This is a genomic window from Selenomonas sp. oral taxon 126, assembly GCF_001683335.1.
In the GTDB taxonomy this organism is placed as follows: Bacteria; Bacillota; Negativicutes; order Selenomonadales; family Selenomonadaceae; genus Centipeda.
On sequence record NZ_CP016201.1, the window covers coordinates 2,227,569 to 2,247,128 of the forward strand.

The 19,560-nt window shown below is 57.3% G+C and carries 15 protein-coding genes and 4 pseudogenes; 18 read left to right on the forward strand and 1 reads right to left on the reverse strand.

The window, feature by feature from the left end; all coding sequences use genetic code 11:
* Window positions 1-441 (forward strand): annotated as a pseudogene (locus AXF19_RS15505) (recombinase family protein); the annotation flags it as partial.
* Window positions 442-557: 116 nt separating this feature from the next.
* On the opposite strand, the gene AXF19_RS10200 reads toward AXF19_RS15505, so the two are convergent.
* Window positions 558-1,166, reverse strand: coding sequence for an SAP domain-containing protein (locus tag AXF19_RS10200; protein WP_084784815.1), 609 nt, complete (start codon window positions 1,164-1,166; stop codon window positions 558-560).
* Between the two features lie 180 nt (window positions 1,167-1,346).
* Here AXF19_RS10200 and AXF19_RS10205 point away from each other — a divergent pair, with 180 nt between their 5' ends.
* The 17 genes and pseudogenes from AXF19_RS10205 to AXF19_RS15520 form a co-directional block, all read left to right on the forward strand.
* Window positions 1,347-2,876, forward strand: coding sequence for a YifB family Mg chelatase-like AAA ATPase (locus AXF19_RS10205; RefSeq protein WP_066848412.1), 1,530 nt, complete (start codon window positions 1,347-1,349; stop codon window positions 2,874-2,876).
* Window positions 2,877-2,903: 27 nt separating this feature from the next.
* On the forward strand, window positions 2,904-3,230 hold the full coding sequence (gene cutA / locus AXF19_RS10210; protein ID WP_066848415.1) for a divalent cation tolerance protein CutA: 327 nt from the start codon (window positions 2,904-2,906) through the stop codon (window positions 3,228-3,230).
* Between the two features lie 101 nt (window positions 3,231-3,331).
* A complete protein-coding gene (locus tag AXF19_RS10215; RefSeq protein WP_066848418.1) occupies window positions 3,332-4,273 on the forward strand; it encodes a hypothetical protein in 942 nt (313 codons plus the stop codon).
* On the forward strand, window positions 4,260-4,964 hold the full coding sequence (locus tag AXF19_RS10220; protein ID WP_066848420.1) for a glycosyltransferase family protein: 705 nt from the start codon (window positions 4,260-4,262) through the stop codon (window positions 4,962-4,964). The genes AXF19_RS10215 and AXF19_RS10220 overlap by 14 nt, the downstream gene beginning before the upstream one ends.
* 31 nt (window positions 4,965-4,995) lie before the next feature.
* A complete protein-coding gene (locus AXF19_RS10225; protein WP_066848422.1) occupies window positions 4,996-6,753 on the forward strand; it encodes an O-linked N-acetylglucosamine transferase, SPINDLY family protein in 1,758 nt (585 codons plus the stop codon).
* Between the two features lie 39 nt (window positions 6,754-6,792).
* Window positions 6,793-6,918, forward strand: coding sequence for a secretion protein HlyD (locus tag AXF19_RS15510; protein WP_237141747.1), 126 nt, complete (start codon window positions 6,793-6,795; stop codon window positions 6,916-6,918).
* Between the two features lie 35 nt (window positions 6,919-6,953).
* Complete coding sequence (locus AXF19_RS10230) at window positions 6,954-10,346, forward strand: DNA polymerase III subunit alpha (protein ID WP_066848425.1); 3,393 nt, start codon at window positions 6,954-6,956, stop codon at window positions 10,344-10,346.
* Window positions 10,347-10,354: 8 nt separating this feature from the next.
* Window positions 10,355-10,975: pseudogene (locus AXF19_RS10235) on the forward strand (pseudouridine synthase); the annotation flags it as partial.
* Between the two features lie 106 nt (window positions 10,976-11,081).
* On the forward strand, window positions 11,082-12,338 hold the full coding sequence (locus AXF19_RS10240) for an NAD(P)/FAD-dependent oxidoreductase (RefSeq protein ID WP_066848428.1): 1,257 nt from the start codon (window positions 11,082-11,084) through the stop codon (window positions 12,336-12,338).
* On the forward strand, window positions 12,339-13,661 hold the full coding sequence (gene aroA, locus AXF19_RS10245) for a 3-phosphoshikimate 1-carboxyvinyltransferase (RefSeq protein ID WP_066848432.1): 1,323 nt from the start codon (window positions 12,339-12,341) through the stop codon (window positions 13,659-13,661).
* Window positions 13,658-14,311 (forward strand): (d)CMP kinase, encoded by a 654-nt coding sequence (gene cmk, locus AXF19_RS10250; protein ID WP_066848435.1) that lies wholly within the window; start codon window positions 13,658-13,660, stop codon window positions 14,309-14,311. The genes aroA and cmk overlap by 4 nt, the downstream gene beginning before the upstream one ends.
* Window positions 14,312-14,320: 9 nt before the next feature.
* Complete coding sequence (locus AXF19_RS10255) at window positions 14,321-14,923, forward strand: lysophospholipid acyltransferase family protein (protein WP_066848436.1); 603 nt, start codon at window positions 14,321-14,323, stop codon at window positions 14,921-14,923.
* Window positions 14,924-14,943: 20 nt separating this feature from the next.
* Window positions 14,944-15,784, forward strand: a pseudogene (locus AXF19_RS15715) (Wadjet anti-phage system protein JetA family protein); the annotation flags it as partial.
* A gap of 19 nt (window positions 15,785-15,803) precedes the next feature.
* Window positions 15,804-16,349, forward strand: coding sequence for a Wadjet anti-phage system protein JetA family protein (locus AXF19_RS15720; protein WP_250637312.1), 546 nt, complete (start codon window positions 15,804-15,806; stop codon window positions 16,347-16,349).
* Entirely contained in the window at window positions 16,346-16,945 is a 600-nt protein-coding gene (locus AXF19_RS10265) for a DUF4194 domain-containing protein (protein ID WP_066848438.1), read from the forward strand. The genes AXF19_RS15720 and AXF19_RS10265 overlap by 4 nt, the downstream gene beginning before the upstream one ends.
* The gene (locus tag AXF19_RS15515) at window positions 16,914-18,338 is read left to right on the forward strand and encodes an ATP-binding protein (RefSeq protein WP_237141588.1); all 1,425 of its coding nucleotides are present in this window, start codon (window positions 16,914-16,916) and stop codon (window positions 18,336-18,338) included. The genes AXF19_RS10265 and AXF19_RS15515 overlap by 32 nt, the downstream gene beginning before the upstream one ends.
* A gap of 27 nt (window positions 18,339-18,365) precedes the next feature.
* Window positions 18,366-19,560 (forward strand): annotated as a pseudogene (locus AXF19_RS15520) (exopolyphosphatase); the annotation flags it as partial.

The window sequence follows — 19,560 nt, forward strand, 5'->3', positions numbered from 1 at the left end:
CAATCCCTGATTGACGACGTTTGCCAAACGGTAGAGCTGACGGAGGAACGGGATAAAGTAGAGCAGGAACTCGGCGTTTTGGCAGAACGGCTTGAAAAACTGATTCGTGAGAATGCACGGGTAGCACAGGACCAGAATGCGTATCTGAATCAAGAGAATGAGATTCGCGCACGCTATCTGGAAAAGCAGGGGAGTTTGGAGAAGTTGGACGAGCAAATTGCCGAGAGGGAGAGCAAGAGAAATACCTTGGAGGGCATGATTCAAGTGGTATGCGGTATCAACGGGGAGCAAGTTGAGTTCGATGAGGAGCTATGGGGCGGACTGCTCGATTACATCGTGGTCAAGGAAGATGGGCAGGTGGTTGTTGTTTTTAAGGGTGGGATTGAGAGTGGCGTTGATGGATGTAGAGGTTTGTTCTATTTAAGGAAACAAAGCGGATGAAGATTGGTACTCTATAGGGGGACATTGGCAGGGAAAAGATGCGCTGAGAGAAGTTGGACTACAGTTATCAGCGTTTCTTACAATACAGTCAACAAATTAATTAAGAAGTGTTATCCTTAAAGCTTTTCGAGTTGTTTTAAATGATCTTGCACTAATGTGTGTGAATACATTTTAGGTTGATCGGAATCACGAACAATTCGCCATAGGATAGCAGCTGCCTTTAATTTTGATTTGAACTTGTCATTTATGGGATCAGCGCAGAAATCTTTTAAGAAGCGGTTCCATTCGCATACAGAAGAATCATACTTTGCATAAGTCGATATCCCCTTATATACATTCAACATGTCCTGTATAGTAAACGATGTGTCGTGATCCGCTTTCACCTTTCGCCATGCGGTCGCCATATCTGCTGTAAATTTAAAGGGAGCAACCCTCGTCAGATTTGAGAAATATGTTCTAAACTTTGTGTTGAACGAAAAGTTGCAAGCAAGTAATGGTGTGTCCAAGGAAATCGCTCCAGATGATATCATCTGCTCTTTTTCGGGAGTGGCTTTGACTATGTTCCCTTTAAAGTATTCTGCAATGTTGTGATTGAGATCTTTTTTTACCCCCCTGTGTGCAATTCCAAGCTTTTTGCAAATCTCTACGAGTTCTGTTCGATACCAATAATATTTTATAAACTCCTCATATGAGCGAATCTCATCAAATGCAGGACGCTGTGTCATAATGACACCTCCTCGTAAATAGCAGGTCAGACGAATAGATGTTTATCATTATATCACAAGAGATTCCACTTGTCACACTTGATGCTTGGAATCTCTTTTTCTTTTGCAAAGAATCATTAGGCAACAACCCCTATCCTGTGTTATAATTTTCTTATATTTGAAACGTGGGAGGGAGAGCCGTTGTTTGCAAAGACTTATGGTGCGACGACCCTCGGGATAGATGGACGGATTATCGACGTTGAGGTGGATGTGTCGCCCGGGCTGCCGGGCTTTGAACTGGTGGGGCTTCCCGATACGTCGGTGAAGGAGTCGAAGGAGCGGGTACGCACTGCGATTCGCAACTCCGGCATCCAACTGCGGCAGGAGCGTGTGACGGTGAATCTTGCGCCCGCCGATGTGCGCAAGGACAGCTCGGGGCTTGATCTGCCGATAGCCGTCGGACTCCTTGCATCCTACGGCATGGTTCCCGAGGCGGGGGTGCAGCACGCGCTTTTCTCTGCGGAACTCTCTCTCGATGGAAACTGCCGTCCGATCAGCGGCATTCTCCCAATGGCGATTACGGCGCGGGAACATGGTCTGACGGAGTTTTACGTTGCACCGTCGAATGCAGACGAGGCACTCCTCATTGATGGCCTGAAGGTCTATGCAGTCGAAAACCTGGCGCAGCTTGTGCGCCATCTGACGGGCACGGAAACACTGACTCCTGCCGCGCCAAAACAAATTAAAGACACAAAAGACAACGCCTTCACCGATGACTTTGCGGACGTACAGGGGCAGTATCAGGCGAAGCGTGCGCTTGAGATTGCGGCGGCAGGAGGGCACAATGTCCTCATGGTTGGCGTGCCCGGCTCGGGAAAGACGATGCTGGCACGTCGGATGCCTTCGATTCTGCCGGAGCTGACGAAGGAAGAAGCCATCGAGATCACGAAGATTTACAGCATCTCGGGGCTGCTCGGCAAGGATACGGGGCTTGTGACCACGCGCCCCTTCCGAAGTCCACATCATACGTCCTCGACGGTGGCGATGATCGGCGGTGGGAGTATCCCGCGTCCGGGCGAGGTGACACTCGCGCATCACGGCGTGCTCTTTCTCGATGAGCTGCCGGAGTTCAGCAAGAAGACGCTTGAGGTGCTGCGCGAACCGATTGAGGATCGTCAGATTACAGTGTCGCGTGCGAACGCGACGCTGACCTTTCCCTCTAGTATCATTTTGGTAGCGGCAATGAATCCATGCCCCTGCGGATTTCACGGAGATAAGGATCATATATGTGAGTGTTCTGCGGGCGAGATCAAGCGATATACACGAAAATTATCAGGGCCGTTGCTTGACCGTATCGATCTTCATATCCGTGTGTCGCGTGTAACCTATGCGGATCTTCATGCTGCGCGTAAGGCGGAATCCTCTGAATCCATTCGTCAGCGCGTTGTGGCGGCTCGCATTATTCAACGCGAGCGATTGCAGAGACACGGCCTCTTTTGTAATGCACAAATGAATCACAGCATGATCAAAAAATATTGTCGACTTGAGCAGGAGGCAGAGCGTTTGCTGGAGGCGGCATTTCACCGCATCAACCTATCGGCGCGTTCTCACGACCGCATCATCAAGGTAGCACGGACGATTGCCGATCTCGGGCAAAGTCCCGTCATCACGGCAGCGCATATTGCTGAGGCGATACAACTGCGCTCGGATGTTGGATTGAATATTGATTGACAGGTTTTTGAAAATGGGGGATATACGATGATCGAGCAAATAAAATCTGTAAAACTCGAGATATTTATCCCTGAGACACATTTGCCACAGCTGCGGCAGGCGCTTCGCGCTGTGGGGGCGGGACAGCTCGGGAACTATGACAGCTGTCTTGCATACTCCCGTGTGACGGGCTCGTGGCGTCCGCTCGAAGGGGCGTCGCCGTACGAGGGTAAGGTCGGTGAGCTGTGCGAGGCACCGGAGCTCAAGGTCGAGCTGCGCGTGGATGTGGATCGGGTAGAGGAGACGCTTGCGGCGATCAGAGCCGTGCATCCCTATGAGACGCCGGAGATTTTCGTCATTCCGCTTCTGCTTTGAAATGAGGGACAGGTGGCAGATATACGTTCTTTACATTCTGTGGTATAATAAAAAAGTCTCTGTTCGCAGAGGTGCTATTATTATAAAATGGAGGAGCACGCTTGGCTGAAAAAATTCGCCCCGAACTGCTTGGCTTTCTGAAGCCGAATGCTGCGCCGCTGCGTATCCTCGTGGTCGAGAGTCTGAGCTACCTGCATGAGCTGCATAGGATGTTTCCGCAGGCGGAGCTCTATGCCGTTGCGGCCGAGCCCGATGAAGCGGAGCCGGATGCACCGCAGAGCGTTCACTGGCAGATTCTGGACTATCTTGCGGTGCCGCTCCCGTATACGCGCAATTTTTTTGACTATATCATATCGGATCTCACCTTGGAGAAGGCAGACAATCCGCAGGATATTGCTGCGGGTTTTTCCATGTTTCTCAAGGAGACGGGGGCACTCCTCACGAGCTTCCGCAACATACGACATTGGTCAGTCCTGCGAAATCTGATGGACGGGCATTATTACAATATTGTTTCGCGTCTCTATACACGGGCTGAGTTCGAAAATCTGCTCTATGCCTCGTTTTATAAAAGCGTTCGTGTGCGTCAGCAGCAGCGTGAGGCTCCGAAGGGGCTCATCGAACGTCTTACAATGGCGGGCTTTGAAAACGAGCAGGATGATCTGGAGACAGAGTTCTATCTCGTGCGTGCGGATCGCTCGATGCCGGAGCTCTCCCTGCTGAAATCCATGTATACGTCGGCAGAGCGTGAGCAGATGGTGCGGCTGATTCATCGGATTGAGTACAATGTAGAACGCGCGGCATCCGTTCATGGATTGTGGGAGAGCGTGAATCGGCTTGGCGTTTTTCCTGCATATCTGGCTTCATTGGCACGTGAGACTGTTGTCCATACAGAGTCTTTCTATCGATGCTTAGCAGAGCATTCGGTCGGACGCAATGACTTTATTTATGAGATGATGGATGTGAGTGCCTTGGAGAGTGTTGACCCGTTGGAGCGGGAGCGTTACCGCGCGATGCAAATAAAAATGTCCCATGGAAAGAGATAAACTGATGAGTCTGGATCGGAATAAAGTCGCATTTATCACCTGTGTCAACGACGAGGATATGTATAGTGAATGTCTTCTGTATTTACAGTCGCTGCGTATTCCCGACAAGATGACGGCGGATTATGTACCCGTGCGCAATGCCGTTTCCATGTGTGCAGGCTATAACGAGGGGGCGCGTGCGACAGATGCGAAATACAAGGTATATCTGCATCAGGATGTGCTCGTCGTTAACAAGAATCTTATCGCGGATTTGCTCTCTATTTTTGCGGACGAGACGGTTGGGCTGATCGGCATGATCGGCTGCCGCAGTCTGCCGCGCTCGGGCGTCTGGTGGGATGGTCTGCGTACATACGGGCGTGTTCTCCATCACTGCGAGCCGGAGAGCGTTGTGGACTCGCACTGCATGGAGCCGGACGGTGCATACATTGATGTGGAGGCTGTGGACGGACTCTTCCTTGCGACGCAGTATGACATTCGCTGGCGTGAGGATCTGTTTACGGGATGGCATCTCTATGACACATCGATGTGCATGGAGATGCAGCGGCATGATTTCAAGGTGGTTGTGCCGAATCAGGAGGAGGATTTCTGGTGCATCCACTGCCCGCGCGAGAAGCCGCTTGCGCCTGAGTACAAGCGCTATCAAAAGATTTTCCTGCATGAATACGGTGCAGAATTACATCCCGAGGTCTGAATAAAACTATGTGGAAAGGAGGTTTGCGTCTATGCAGGAACAGCCGCCAAGGGCTGAACATGCGGCAGAGGAAAAGCTGAATTGGCTGAAGCTGGCAACAAAGTTCTCTGCCGATGGTGATCTAAAGGGGATGCGCGCCTGTGCCCAAGAGGTGGATCGCCTGATGGAGGGCGATATTGACGCGATGGCTGTCAATGCCGAAGTGGCACTCTACAGCGGTCGGATCGATGAGGCAGAGGAGCTTGCTGCAAAGGTGCTGAAAGCGCAGCCTCGACATCCGCGCGCGCGCATGGTACAGGCGGGGCTTGCAGCGTTGGAGTTCCGGCTGGACGATGAGATCCCCCTGCTCGCCGACCTGATTGAGGAGCTGTCCTACAAGGAAAAGGTGCTTGGTGTGGAGGATCCCTCCTATGCCATCTATCATCAGATGATGAAGCGCGCGCGCGGATGGCTCGCCGATGCGCTCTACCTTGCAGGGGAGGCGAAGGGATCTGCACATGAACTCCTCATGTCCAGCCGTCTCGCGGATGAGGCGGATGAGGCGGCGGAGCTCTACAGCAAGTACCTCTTCATGCGCAACTACCGGCATCTCGGCGCAAAAGACGGACGCCTCAAGGCTGAGCTTTATAGCACATTACAGACAGTGCGGCCATATACACATGACAATGTAATACGATTGCCCCAGAAAAAGCTTCGCATTGGCTATATTTCGCCCGATTTCAGAGAACATGCAGTCTCGTATTTCCTGACACCTCTGCTCCGCCACTTTGATGGCGAGCAGTTCATGGTGTTCTGCTATGCGACGGGCAGGAGCGATGCTGTGACGGAGCGTTTTCGCACACGTCGTGTCACATGGCGTGATCTGCGTGGTCGGCACCCACGGACGGCGGCACGCCTCATTGCCGAGGATAAGATTGACATATTGGTTGATTTGTCTGGGCATTCGCAGGACAATGCACTTCCGATTATGGCGTATCGCCCGGCTCCTGTCCAGATTTCGGGGATCGGCTATACGAATACGACGGGGCTGCACGTGATCGACTACTTCCTTTCCGATGAGATCTGTATTCCCAAGGGGGATCGCGCGGCAGAGGCTGGGTTTACGGAGCAGATTCTGCGTATGCCGCACTCGCATCTCTGCTATGCGCCCGAGACAATACGGGCGATGCCCGAGGCCGGCTATGAGCCTCCTATGAGGAAAAACGGCTATGTTACGTTCGGCAGCTTCAATAACTTTGCCAAGGTTACGGATGAAATCCTGCTCCTATGGCGCGGGATTCTGGAGTCCGTTCGCGGCTCGAAGCTCGTCATCAAGGGGAAGATCGCCAGCATCGATTCAGGACTCAATTTTGCAAAGCAGCGTCTCTCCATGCTGAACTATGATCTTACACGTGTGGAATTTCGTCCGTATAGTCCGGACTACCTCGAGCAGTATCGGGACATTGACATCGCGCTCGACACCGCTCCCTATAACGGTGGTCTGACAACGTGCGAGGCACTCTATATGGGGGTTCCCGTCATCTCGCTGCGCGGGCGCACGCACGGCTCCCGCTTCGGCGCATCGATTCTGACGAATGCGGGTGTACGCGAGCTCGTCGCGGAGAACGACATCAACTATGTGCGCCGCGCGGGTCAACTCGCGGAGTCACCGAAATTGCTTGAGGCATACCATATGGGGCTGCGTGCGAATATGAAACGCTCGCCCTTGATGAATGTGCAGGGCTATATGGAAGAGCTGGAAAATCTATATCAGGAGATTTGGGAGAAATTCTGCGCGTCAAAGATTTAAGGAATCGCTGATAAAATGAAGTCTGTCAGATTGGTGTAGATTTTTTGTCCTGTCAAGGAGACAAACCGGACGCATAGCATAGACTATGTGGAGGATTTGTCGACGAAGAGAGGGCGAAAAAGATGCGCCAAGATGACAGGGCTGAATTTATCAGTGCTTCCTTAATTTAATGAAATAAAGAAACGGAAGGGAGGAGAAGCATGGCCTTTGCACATCTGCACGTGCATACCGAGTACAGTCTGCTGGACGGCGCGAGTCGGGTCAAGGAGCTCGTTCGGCGTACGAAGGAGCTCGGCATGGACGCAGTCGCTATGACCGACCACGGCGTTATGTACGGTGCTGTCCGATTCTATAAGGAAGCAAAGGCGCAGGGCATCCATCCCATCATCGGCTGCGAGGTCTATCTCGCGCCGCGTTTGCGGCAGGAGCGCGCGGAGGTGGACGGCACACGCTACTACCATCTGATCCTCCTCGCCGAGAACGAAACGGGCTATCGCAATCTGGTGCAGCTAATATCCCTCGCAAATATCGAGGGATATTATTATAAGCCGCGTGTGGACAAGGAGCTCCTGCGGAAATACCACGAGGGAATTATTGCGCTCTCTGCCTGTGTGGCGGGGGAGATCCCGCAGGCGATTCTGCGGGAGAATATGCAGCAGGCAGATGAACTCGTGCGTGAATACGTGGAAATCTTTGGGAAGGAGAACTTCTTTCTCGAGATACAGGATCACGGGCTGCCCGAGGAAAAGACGGTCAACCGTGCGCTCCGCGATCTTGCTAAAAAACATGACATTGGGCTCGTTGCAACAAACGATGTACACTATGTCAATGCGGGAGACAGCGAATTTCATGATATCCTCCTCTGTGTGCAGACGGGGAGAACCATCAACGATCCCGACCGCATGAAGTTTTCGGGATCCGACTACTATCTGAAGTCGGAGCAGGAGATGACGGCGCTCTTTTCGGACTATCCGGGAGCGATTGAGAATACGGCGAAGATTGCTGCGCGCTGTCAGGTGGACTTCACCTTCGGGGAGCTGCAGCTGCCGTTCTATCCCATCCCTGAGAGCTTTGAGAGTGATGATGCATATCTGCGTGCTCTGTGTGAGGAACGTATTCCCACGCGTTATCCGAATGTAACAGATGAAATTCATGCGCGGATGGACTACGAGCTCGGCGTCATTCGCGACATGGGATATGCTAGCTACTTCCTTATTGTGTGGGACTTCATCAACTACGCGCGGGAGCACGGTGTTGCCGTGGGCCCCGGGCGCGGCTCGGCGGCTGGCAGTATCGTTGCTTATCTGCTCGGCATTACGAATATCGACCCCCTGCAATATGCGCTCCTCTTCGAGCGTTTTCTCAACCCCGAACGCGTGTCGATGCCGGATATCGATATCGACTTTGACGACATCAATCGCGGTCGGGTGATTTCGTATGTCAAGGAGCGCTACGGCGAGGATCATGTCGCGCAGATTGCCACCTTTGGTACAATGGGGGCAAAGGGCGCGATTCGCGATGTCGGGCGCGTCCTCGAAATGTCGTTCAGCGAGGTCTCCGCGATCACAAAGCTCGTGCCCGCAGAGCTGAATATCACATTGGAGCGTGCACTCAAGGAGTCGGCGGATTTTCGCCGTGCCTACGAAGCGGATGAGAATGTCGCAAGAGTGATCGATCTCGCACGTAAGATCGAGGGGCTGCCGCGCAATACCTCCATCCATGCGGCAGGCGTTGTGATTGCGAAGAATCCGCTCTCGAGTCAGGTGCCCGTCTGGGTCTCCGAGGGCACGCTCGTCACGGAGTTCGACAAGGATGACGTGGAGGCGCTCGGTCTTCTCAAGATGGACTTTCTGGGGCTGCGCACGCTCACCATCATTGCGGATACGGTGCAGCATGTGCGTGCCTCACACGGCATAGAACTGGATGTCGATGCGATTCCGCTTGTTGATGAAAAAACATCACAAATGCTGTGCGATGGCGATACGGGGGCTGTCTTTCAGATGGAGTCTGCGGGTATGACGAATCTCGTCAAGGACTTGCAGCCGAAGGGCTTCGTCGATCTCATTCCGACGGTTGCGCTCTATCGTCCGGGGCCGCTCGGCAGTGGGATGGTGACGGACTTCATCGACGGCCTGCACGGGAAGAAAGAGGTCGTCTACATGCACCCCCTGCTCGAGCCGATTCTCAAGGAGACGTTCGGCGTCGTACTCTATCAGGAGCAGGTCATGCAGATTGTGCAGGTGCTCGCGGGATTCAGTCTCGGTCAGGCGGATCTCCTGCGCCGTGCGATGGGGAAGAAGAAGCACGACCTCCTGATGGCGCAGAAGGAGATCTTCTTGCAGGGCTGCGCAAAGAACGCAATTGAGGCGGGGCTGGCAAACCATATCTTTGACCTCCTGACGCATTTTGCGGACTATGGGTTCAACAAGTCCCACAGCGCCGCCTATGGACTGCTCGCATGGCAGACAGCGTACCTCAAGGCGCATTACCCTGTCGAGTTTATGGCGGGCGTTCTGACGAGCATTATGGACAAGACGGACAAGATTCCCGTCTACATTCAGCTCTGTCGCCAGATGGGGATTAAGATTCTGCCGCCCGACATCAACTCGAGTGCGGCGACATTCGGCATCGAGAACGGGGCGATCCGCTTCGGGCTTGCCGCCGTGCGCAATGTCGGCGAGAATGCGATTGTGAGCATGGAGCGCGTGCGCGCGGAGGGCGGACAGTTCCGCTCGCTTGTGGACTTCTGCGCGCGCGTCGATATGCGTACGGTCAACAAGCGTGCAATCGAGAGCCTCATCAAATGCGGTGCGTTCGACAGTCTCGGCATGGAGCGCAATCAGCTTCTCGTATCGCTCGATGCCGCAATGCAGGATGCGGCGCGTCGTCAGCGCGATCTCATGAGCGGGCAGATCGGCCTCTTTGGTGAGGACACGATGGAGGAGGTTCATCAGATTCAGATTCCGTCCGATGTTCCGCCGAGCACGGCGCGTGAGCGCCTGACGTGGGAGAAGGAAGCGACGGGCTTCTACATCACGGGACATCCGCTCGATGATTACAGCGAAACGCTCGGCGGACTCCTCTCCATCGGCGAGATTCCGAATGCGGTGAAGAGGGATCGCCAGCTCGTGCGGATCGGGGGCATACTGACGAGCACGAAGCGCTTTACGACGAAGAAGGGTGACACCATGCTCTTCGCCGAGCTCGAGGATTTCAGCGGCAAGATCGAAGTCACCGTGTTTCCGCGCGTCTTCTATGCGCACGTGTCCGATTTGGAGACGGATATGATTCTCGTCGTGGAGGGGCATGTCGATACAACGGGCGAGGAGCCGAAGCTGCTCGCCGATAAGATTTGGCGGATGAGCGAATATCGCGCCTCCTTCTATCTGATTCCGTCCGCCGATGCCGACCGCCGTACGCTGTGGATCGAGATGCAGGAACTCTTTGCCGCGCATCCGGGGGATCATCCCGTCTATGTCCGCAGTGACGGGAGCTGGCGTCCGCTGAATGAAAATTACTGGATTGACGGCTCGGCGGCGGTGCGTCAGGCTCTTACGGCGCTTATGGGTGAGCGCGCGGTCAAAGTGCGATAGGGAGCGATATGGAAGAACGATTGCAAAAGATCCTCAGCCATGCGGGCGTTGCCTCACGCCGCGCGGCGGAGGAGATGATTCGCGCGGGGCGCGTGGCGGTGGATGGCGCTGTTGTGACCGAGCTCGGCGCGAAGTATGACCCTGCACGGCACGTGATCGCCGTGGATGGTGTACGCATAGCGGCGGAGGAAAAAAAGTATTATATCCTCCTCAACAAGCCGCGCGGCTATCTCTCGACGGCGCGCGATGACCGCGGACGCAAGACTGTGCTCGACCTCCTGCCGGGTTTCTCCGCGCGCCTCTATCCCGTGGGGCGGTTGGATGCCGATACGGAGGGGCTGCTCCTCATTACGAACGACGGCGCGATGACGCAGGGACTTCTTCATCCGCGCTTTGAGATCGCAAAGGTATATCATGCGGAAATCGTGGGGGAGGTCACAGAGGCGGGGCTCGCTCAGCTGCGCCGTGGGATTCTCCTCGAGGACGGCATGACTGCCCCTGCAAAAGTTCGTGTCCTCAAGGCGGACGAGGGGCGCACGGTGGTCGAGACAATCATCCACGAGGGGCGCAATCGTCAGGTACGCCGTATGTTCGCCGCGATTGGCTGCCACGTCGTCTCCCTGCGGCGCGTGCGATTCGCGCAGCTGACGCTGAGGGGGCTTGCCTGTGGGGCATTCCGTCATCTGACGGCAGAGGAGATACAGGCGCTTCGTAAAATTGCGGGGGTGCGAGACAGTGAAGAAGATCGTAGTCGTGGGCGCGGGACCTGCGGGGATGATGGCGGCAGCCGCAGCGGCGGAGTGCGGCGGGCGCGTCCTGCTCCTCGAGAAGATGCCGCGCGTCGGGCGCAAGATGATGATTACGGGAAAGGGACGCTGCAACGTCACAAGCGCAGACGAGATTCCTGACATCATCAAAAATATTGTGGGCAACGGCAGATTTCTCAACAGCAGTCTGCGCGCCTTTGACAATGCCGATGTCATGGCGTTCTTCGAGGGGCTGGGCGTGCCGCTCAAGACGGAGCGCGGCAACCGCGTCTTTCCGGAGAGTGACCGCGCGCTCGATGTGGTGGACGCCATGCTCCGCCATCTGCACGATCAAAAGGTTGAGATTCGTACGAATGCAGCGGTGACGGAACTCATTATCGAGGATGGCCGTGTGTGCGGTGTCCGCCTTGCGGACGGCACGCGTATCGAGGCGGCTGCCGTTATTCTCGCAACGGGCGGTGCCTCCTATCCCGCGACGGGCTCGACGGGTGACGGCTACGCACTCGCGCGTGCGGCGGGGCACACGGTCACAGAGCTTTTCCCCGCACTCGTCCCGCTCGTGACAAGTGATGAGTGGGTGAAGGATGTGCAGGGACTCTCGCTGCGCAATGTCCGTGCGATGCTCTACCATGCGGGCAAAAAGGGACAGGACTTCTTCGGGGAGATGCTCTTCACGCATTTCGGCGTAACCGGCCCCATCATTCTTCAGCTGAGCCGCCGCGCATCGGAACTCTTTGCGGCGGGAGAGCGGGCACTGGAACTTCGTCTGAATCTGAAACCCGCACTGACGCACGAGAAGCTGCGCGAGCGCGTGGAACGGGACTTTACGGCGTACGAACAGAAGCAACTTCATAACGGTATGATCGACCTTCTGCCCAAGCGGCTGATTGACCCCGTTCTTCGTGCAGCAGAGCTTTCACCCGAGCGCGTCGTCGGACAGATTTCGTCAAAGGAGCGGGAGCGACTCGTACAGACATTGCAGGCGTTGCCGCTGACGGTCACGGGGACGCGTCCCCTTGCAGAGGCGATTGTGACAGCGGGCGGCGTTGCAACGCGGGAGATCGACCCGCGCACAATGGAGTCCAAGATCGTAAAGCATCTCTACTTCGTCGGCGAGTTGGTCGACGTGGATGCGTATACGGGCGGCTACAATTTACAGGCGGCGTTTTCGATGGGACATGCCGCAGGTTCTTACAGTGTGTGGGATTTGGAAGGGGACAAGTGAATGGCAGAGACTCAGACGATTGCGCCCGTGCGGCACGGCTGGCAGGGCGAGGTCGAGATTCCGGGGGACAAATCCATCTCGCACCGCAGCGTCATGTTTGCGGGGCTGGGCAATACGCCCGTTCATATCAGGAATTTTCTCCATGCGGCGGACTGCCTCTCGACGGTCGGCGTCATGCGCGCGCTCGGCGTGGATGTGGAGTTTTTGAATGAGCACGAGCTGATCGTCACGGGGAAGGGACTGCACGGGCTGACCGAGCCGACGACGGTGCTCGACGCAGGAAATTCGGGGACAACCCTGCGGCTCATGATGGGACTGCTCGCCCCGCAGCCGTTTCTCTCGACATTTTGCGGTGATGCCTCACTGACGCGCCGTCCAATGGGGCGTGTCCTCCGCCCGCTCTCTCAGATGGGTGCACAGATCTACGGACGGAGTGGGAACAACAACCTCCCGCTCACGATCGTGCCGACGGCGGAGAAGCTGCGCGGTATCCGCTACGAAAGCCCCGTTGCGAGTGCACAGGTAAAGTCCGCGATTCTGCTTGCGGGACTCTATGCGGACGCACCGACCACGGTGACGGAGCCGTACGTCTCGCGCGACCATACGGAGCAGATGCTTGCAGGCTTCGGCGTCCGCCTTGCGCGCACGGGGGCGAGCGTTACTTTATTCCCCGTGGAGGAGGGCGGCTATCGTGCCCCCGATGAAATCACCGTGCCGGGCGACATCAGCTCTGCGGCGTACTTCCTCGTGGCGGGGACGATTATCGAAGGCAGTCGCCTCCTGCTCAAAAATGTGGGCGTCAATCCGACGCGCACGGGCATTCTCGACGTGCTCACAGGGATGGGCGCGCATATCCAACTGACAAACGAGCGCACGAGCGGCGGGGAGCGCGTGGCAGACATTATCGTCGCGTCGGCGTCCCTGCGTGGCGTATCCTTTGGCGCGGAGATCATGCCGCGCCTCATCGACGAGATCCCCGTGATTGCCGTCGCCACGCTCTTTGCCGAGGGCGATACCGTCATCACGGGCGCGGGCGAGCTGCGTGTGAAGGAGACCGACCGCCTCCACGCAATCGCAGAGGAGTTTCAAAAGCTCGCGCCCGGCAGCGTCGAGGAGCAGGAGGACGGGCTCATCATTCACGGAAAAACGGCGATTCGTCAGGCGCAGGTTCGCAGCTGGGGCGATCACCGCATGGCAATGTCGCTTGCCGTTCTTGGTGCGGCGGCGGAGGGCGTTCGGATCGAGGAGCCGGAGAGCGTGAATATCTCATATCCGACATTCTTCTCCGAGATTGAGCGTCTGAGCAAAGGAGGATCTTTATGAAGCGTGTAATTGCGATTGATGGTCCCGCAGGTGCGGGCAAGAGCACCGTCGCCAAGATTGTGGCGGAAAAGCTCGGCTATACCTATATCGACACGGGCGCGATGTATCGCGGCGTCGCGTGGAAAACCTTGCGGGACGACAAGGACGCACCCGATGAGGCGATCCTGCGCGCCGTTCATGACATCGACGTGCGTCTTGCCTGCACGGAGAGCGGCACGCGCGTAACGGTCGACGGCACGGATGTGACGGCTGAGATCCGCACGCCCGAGGTCACGCATATCGTCTCGCGCGTCGCGGCACTCGGCCCCGTCCGCGAGAAGATGGTGGAGCTGCAGCGTGCGATGGCGGCGGACAGTGCCGTCGTGATGGACGGGCGCGACATCGGGACGAATGTGCTGCCAAATGCCGACGTGAAGATCTTCCTCACGGCGTCCGTGGAGGAGCGCGCGCGCCGCCGCTATGACGAGATGGTGGCAAAGGGCTATGCGGTCAATTTCGACGCACTGAAGGATGAGATTGCCTCCCGTGACAAGCAGGACAGCGAGCGCGCAATCTCGCCCCTGCGTCAGGCGGAGGACGCCGTGCTGCTCGACTCGACGGCGCTCACGATCGACGAGGTTGTCGCGCGGATCTTGGAACTCTCGGAATAGGCGGTCACTATGCTGTATGGATTTTTACAGGTCATTTTTCGACTGTTTTTTTATATTGTATTCCGCACGCGCGTCTACGGTCGCGAGAACATCCCCGCAGAGGGGGCGGTCATCCTTGCCGCCAACCACGCGAGCAATATCGATCCGCCGCTCATGGCGAGCCTCATCGACCGCCCTGTCAGCTACATGGCGAAGATCGAGCTGTTCGAGAATCCGATCTTCGGCGCGGCGATCCGCCGCTGCCATGCCTTCCCCGTGAAGCGCGGCGCATCCGACCGCGGCGCGATCAAGGCGGCGGTTACGGTGCTGAAGGAGGGGCGCGTTCTGGGGCTTTTCCCCGAGGGCACGCGCAGCAAGACGGGCGAGCTCAAGAAGGCGGAGGCGGGCGTCGCTCTCATTGCCGCCATGACGGGCGCGCTGATTGTGCCCGTTGCCATTCTGAATACGCATCGCATCTTTGCAAACGGCGGACTTATCCCGCAGCTGCGCATCATGTACGGTATGCCGATCTCCTTTCACGGCGACCGCAAGAGCAAGGAGTCGCTGGATTCCTTTTCCGAGGAGATTATGGCAGAGATTGCGCGGATGAAGGATGAACTTGCGCGCAAGTGAATAGAACGTGAGGTGAGGAAGTGGAGCTGTTTGATGTTCTGCCTGAGCGTTTTTTCGGGCTGCTGGCGGGGAAATGCCGGCGGATCTATGCGGAGGCGGGACTCTGCCTCTACGAGCAGTACCGCCTTGCCCAGTTCGGCATCGAGCAGGAGATCCTGCGCGATAAATTCCAGGAGCTGATCGAGAGCTGGGCGGAAGCCGGCGTTGCGTACGAGGACGAGGATTTTTCGGCGAAAGACGCCGATACAGAGGAGTCGCGCGCCAAAGCGAATCACAGGATCCGCCGCATGAAGGAATTCGGCTGGCTGGACTATGAGCAGCGCGAGAACTTCAAAATATTTATTTTGCTCCCACATTACAGCAGCCGCTTGTGGGGGCTTTTTGCAAATCTCTGCGAGGGGCGGGCGGTGGAGTACCAACGCTTTGCCTTCACGACCTATCAGGTGCTCTCGGGCGAGGCGGCAAAGGCGCAGCCGAGCATGGCTGTGCTCGAGGCGGAGCGTCTCGCGGAGGAGTTCGTCGAGGAACTGCGCATTTTGCTGAACAATATCAAGAGCAAGATGGAGCAGGTCTCTGCACAGACGAGCCTGCAGGATGTGCTGTCCCATCATTTCGTCGAATATCGTGGATCGCAGCTATCATCGCCTCAAGACCTCGGATCACGTCTCGCGCTACCGCATCCGCATTTTGCAGGAGGTGCAGGAGATACGGCAGAACAAGGAGCGTCTGCGTGCCCTCTGCGACGACGCCGTACGCCGTCAGCTTGCCGACTCTGTGGAGGCGGCGGAATACCGCATGAACGCATCGCTGCAGACGATCGAGGAGATCTATCGGGGACTCGATGATATGTTTGCCCAGATCGACCGCCGCCACAATCAGTATGTGCGTGCGTCCTACGAGCGCGCTGTATTTGCAGCAGGCGGGCAGCGCGCGCACGGAGAGCATGATTGCGGGCGTCCTCCTCGCCATAGCCGAGGCACGCGAGGAGAGAACCGAGGTTGGTGGTCTGCCGCGTCTCTTTCGTCTGCAAGGGATGGATATGCTCCTGCCCGCGTCCCGCTATGTGCCGCGCAAGAAGCGCATTCTGGAACCGGCTGCGGCCACGCCCGTGCGTGACGTTGATGAGGCTCTGCGCGCGCGTGTGCGGCGTGAGAGTGCGGAGCGCGTTGCGCGCGGTATCTCGCGGCAGAAGATCGAGGCGTGGATTCTGGACGTACTCGGACAGCGCGGCTCGATGGAGATCGAGGAGCTGCTGACCCTGCTCCGCGAGACGGCGGAGCCCGACCTCCTGCAGCTGCTCTACGTCTATCTCTACGGGCACGACGAGTTGGCGAAATATCAGCTGGGCAGGCACAAGGAGATACGCGAGCAGGACACGATACGATACAGCAACCGCACGGTCAGGCGCAGGGAGAAGAGAAAATGAAGCTGGAACTGCTGAACGAAGAGGAACGCATACGCATTCGGAACGTCATACAGTCGCTTTTGGCGTGCAATTTTCTGACACGCGAACACGATGCGGCGCTCTACATCGCGGCGCGGCGCTACCGCGAAGAGCTTGCGGAGTATTTTCAGGTGATCGGCTGGGAGTTCCGCGTGGACGAGCGCTATGAGATCGTGTGGCTGCTCTCCACGGGGATGGCGCATAGGCGTGCCCTGACGATGGAGGAGAGTATATGGCTGCTCGTGCTGCGCCTCATCTATGAGGAAAAGCGTACAGGGCTGAACCTGAGCACATTCCCTATGACTACGCTCGCAGAGATCCGCGCCAAGTATCTGGCACTGCATCTGCCCGACCTCAAGAAAACGGCGCTGCAGCGCCTCACGCAGCTCTCGAAGCAATACCGTCTCGCGGATGTACTCGATCGGGAGCTGTCCGAGGAGGCGCGCATCCGTCTCTTCCACACGCTTGCACTCGCCGTCGACGGGGAGGAGCTGTCGGAACTGCACAAGAGACTGGCGATCTATCGGCAGAGAAAGGAGGAGGACGATGAAGAAACTGCGGAAAATGAAGGTCATTAACTGGCATTATTTCGATGAGGACGAGATTTCCTTCGGCTCGGCAACCATGCTCTCGGGGCACAGCGGCGCGGGCAAATCCACCCTGCTCGACGCCTTGCAGTACATCTTCATCGGGAGTCAGACACAGGCGCGGTTCAACGCTGCGGCGACACAGGAGGCACGGCGGACGCTGCTGCACTATCTGCGCGGCAAGATCAAGGCGGAGGGCGTGCAGTATCTGCGCGCGGATGAATTTACCTCCTACATCGTGCTGGAATTCTATGACGATATAAAAAAGGTTTCCTTTCTCGCAGGATATGTGGTCGATGTCTTCCGCGATGACAGCTTGCAGGAGGAATTCTTCCTGCTCGATCGACGTGCCCTCTCGGAGGTCGAGTTTCGTGGGGAGGACGGCGCGCTCTATACGCGGGAGGCATTTCATCGGCGCTATGCACACGGCAGCAGCGTCTTTGAGACGGGGAAGAAGCAGTGGCAGCGGCGCCTGATGAACCGACTGGGGCAGCTTTCCGCACGCTTCCTGCCCGCTTTTTCACGCGCTCTCGCCTTTCGCCCCATCAATCAGGTGCGCGATTTTATCTACGAGTACATCCTCCTCCCGCGCGATCTGAAGTTGGACGTCCTGCGCGAGGTGTTCTACTCCTATCAGAAATTCGAGCGCGATTTGCAGGGGCTGCGCGCGCAGAAACGCGAGCTGGAAACGCTGCAGGAGCACTATGATTCCTTCTGCAAGTGGCGGGATACGGCGTGCGAACAGGAATTTGTCCTCTTGTCCTACAGGCATATGCGTGAGGCGGAAAAGCTGGATGCGGGACGCACGCAGAAAGAGTCCTGCCGCGAACGCGTGGATGAGCTGCAGGTCAGAATGCACGAGCAGGAGCGGCTGTCCGAGCGCAGGAATCTCGAGCAGCAGGAGGCATATGCCGCGTGGCAGGGCAATGATACAAAGCGCAGGCGTGACGAACTGCTTGCAGCACAGAAGGAATGCGAGGAGAAGCAGCGTGCGCTCAGAGCATCCCATCGACGGCTTCAGCAGGGACTATTGCGCGAATCCGAGCAAATTGCGGCTCTTGCAGCATATCCTGCGGGCGAATTCTATGCGCTGCCGGAGGGTTCTGCAGCCTCCTTGGGCGAGCTGTCGCAGGTACTCACGCATGTGGCGGAGGATGGTGTACAGTCGGAGAAGATCGGGCAGCTGCAAGGAGAGTTGCGTAATGGCGGCGCACTGCTCGCCGAGATCGGCGCAGGAATGCAGCGCGGCGCACTCCTCCTTGAACAGGAACAGACGGCAGCCGGAGCGAGGCAGGAGGAACTGCGCGCGGAGATCGAGGGGCTCAAGCGGAGACAGCGCAAATACCGCCCCGAGATGACGCGGCTCAAGGAGCTCTTGGAGTAGCGGCTTGCGGGACGCTCCGGGGTCTATGTGCTCTGCGAGGAACTGGAGATTCTGGACGAGGAGTGGCGCGATACACTGGAAGGCTATCTGAATACGCAGCGCTTCGATCTCCTCGTGGATGAGTCTGTCTTTCGCGAGGCGCTGCATATCTATGAGAGTGAAAAGAAGCAGCGCCATTTCGGCGGCGTGGGGCTTGTCAATACGGAGGCGGAGAAAAAGTATCTCGGCGTACGGGAAAACGGCTCGCTTGCAGCCCTCCTGCAGGCGAAGAATCCCCTCGCACAGGCGCGCATCGACCATCTGCTCGGGTCGATCATGCAGGCTGCGGATGAGCAGGAGATGATAACGTATCGGAGTGCCGCAACCAAGAGTTGTATGTCCTACAAGGGGCTTGTGGCGCGTCAGATTCCGCGCCGCTTCTATGAGATTCCGTACATCGGCGCGGGCGCGATTGAGCGCCAGCTCGAGATCCGTCAGCGGGAGTTGGAGGAGGTGCGTCAACGACTTGCTGCGCTAGCAGAGGAAGCGCGCCGCATACAGACATGTGCCGACCTTCTGCACGAGCCCCTGCATCGGTATGGAGATTTTGCCGAGCAGCTGGGCGTCCTGTCCAAACTCGAAGCCTGCGCAGCGGAGCTGGCGCGGATGGCTGAGGAGCTCTCCGGCATGGATCTCAGCGAGGCGGAGCGCCTGAAAGCCGCCTATGAGGAGGCGCGTCAGCGCGCAGAGGAGGCGGTACGCGCATGCAGTGAGACGACGAAGGAGCAGGCACGTGCCGAGTCTGCGCTCGACCAGGCGGAGCGCGCACTGCCGCTTCTTGCACGTGCGGAGGAGGAGTCGGGGCAGGCGGTTCGGGCGTGGCGCGATGCCTATCCGGAGCTGTCCGAGGCAGCCGAGGCGCGCCTTGCCGCTCTCATGCAGGAGGCACACGGCGAGCGCAGCATGGAGGAGCGTCTGCAGAGCTACGAGAGCAGTCGGCGCGGCAACGAGACGCGTCGTGACAATATGTGGCAGCAGCTGCTTGTCGCGCGCGAGCGCTACGGTCTGGAACACGGCGACACGGGGCACGTCTATGACCCCGACCATGCCTACTACGCACAGATCCACGCACGCCTTGCGGCGACGGATATTCCCGCCTTCGAGGAGAAGGCGCGCGAGGCTCTGGCGCAGTCGGAGATGAAGTTCAAGGCGCATTTCATCTTCAGCATGCAAGAGGCGATCA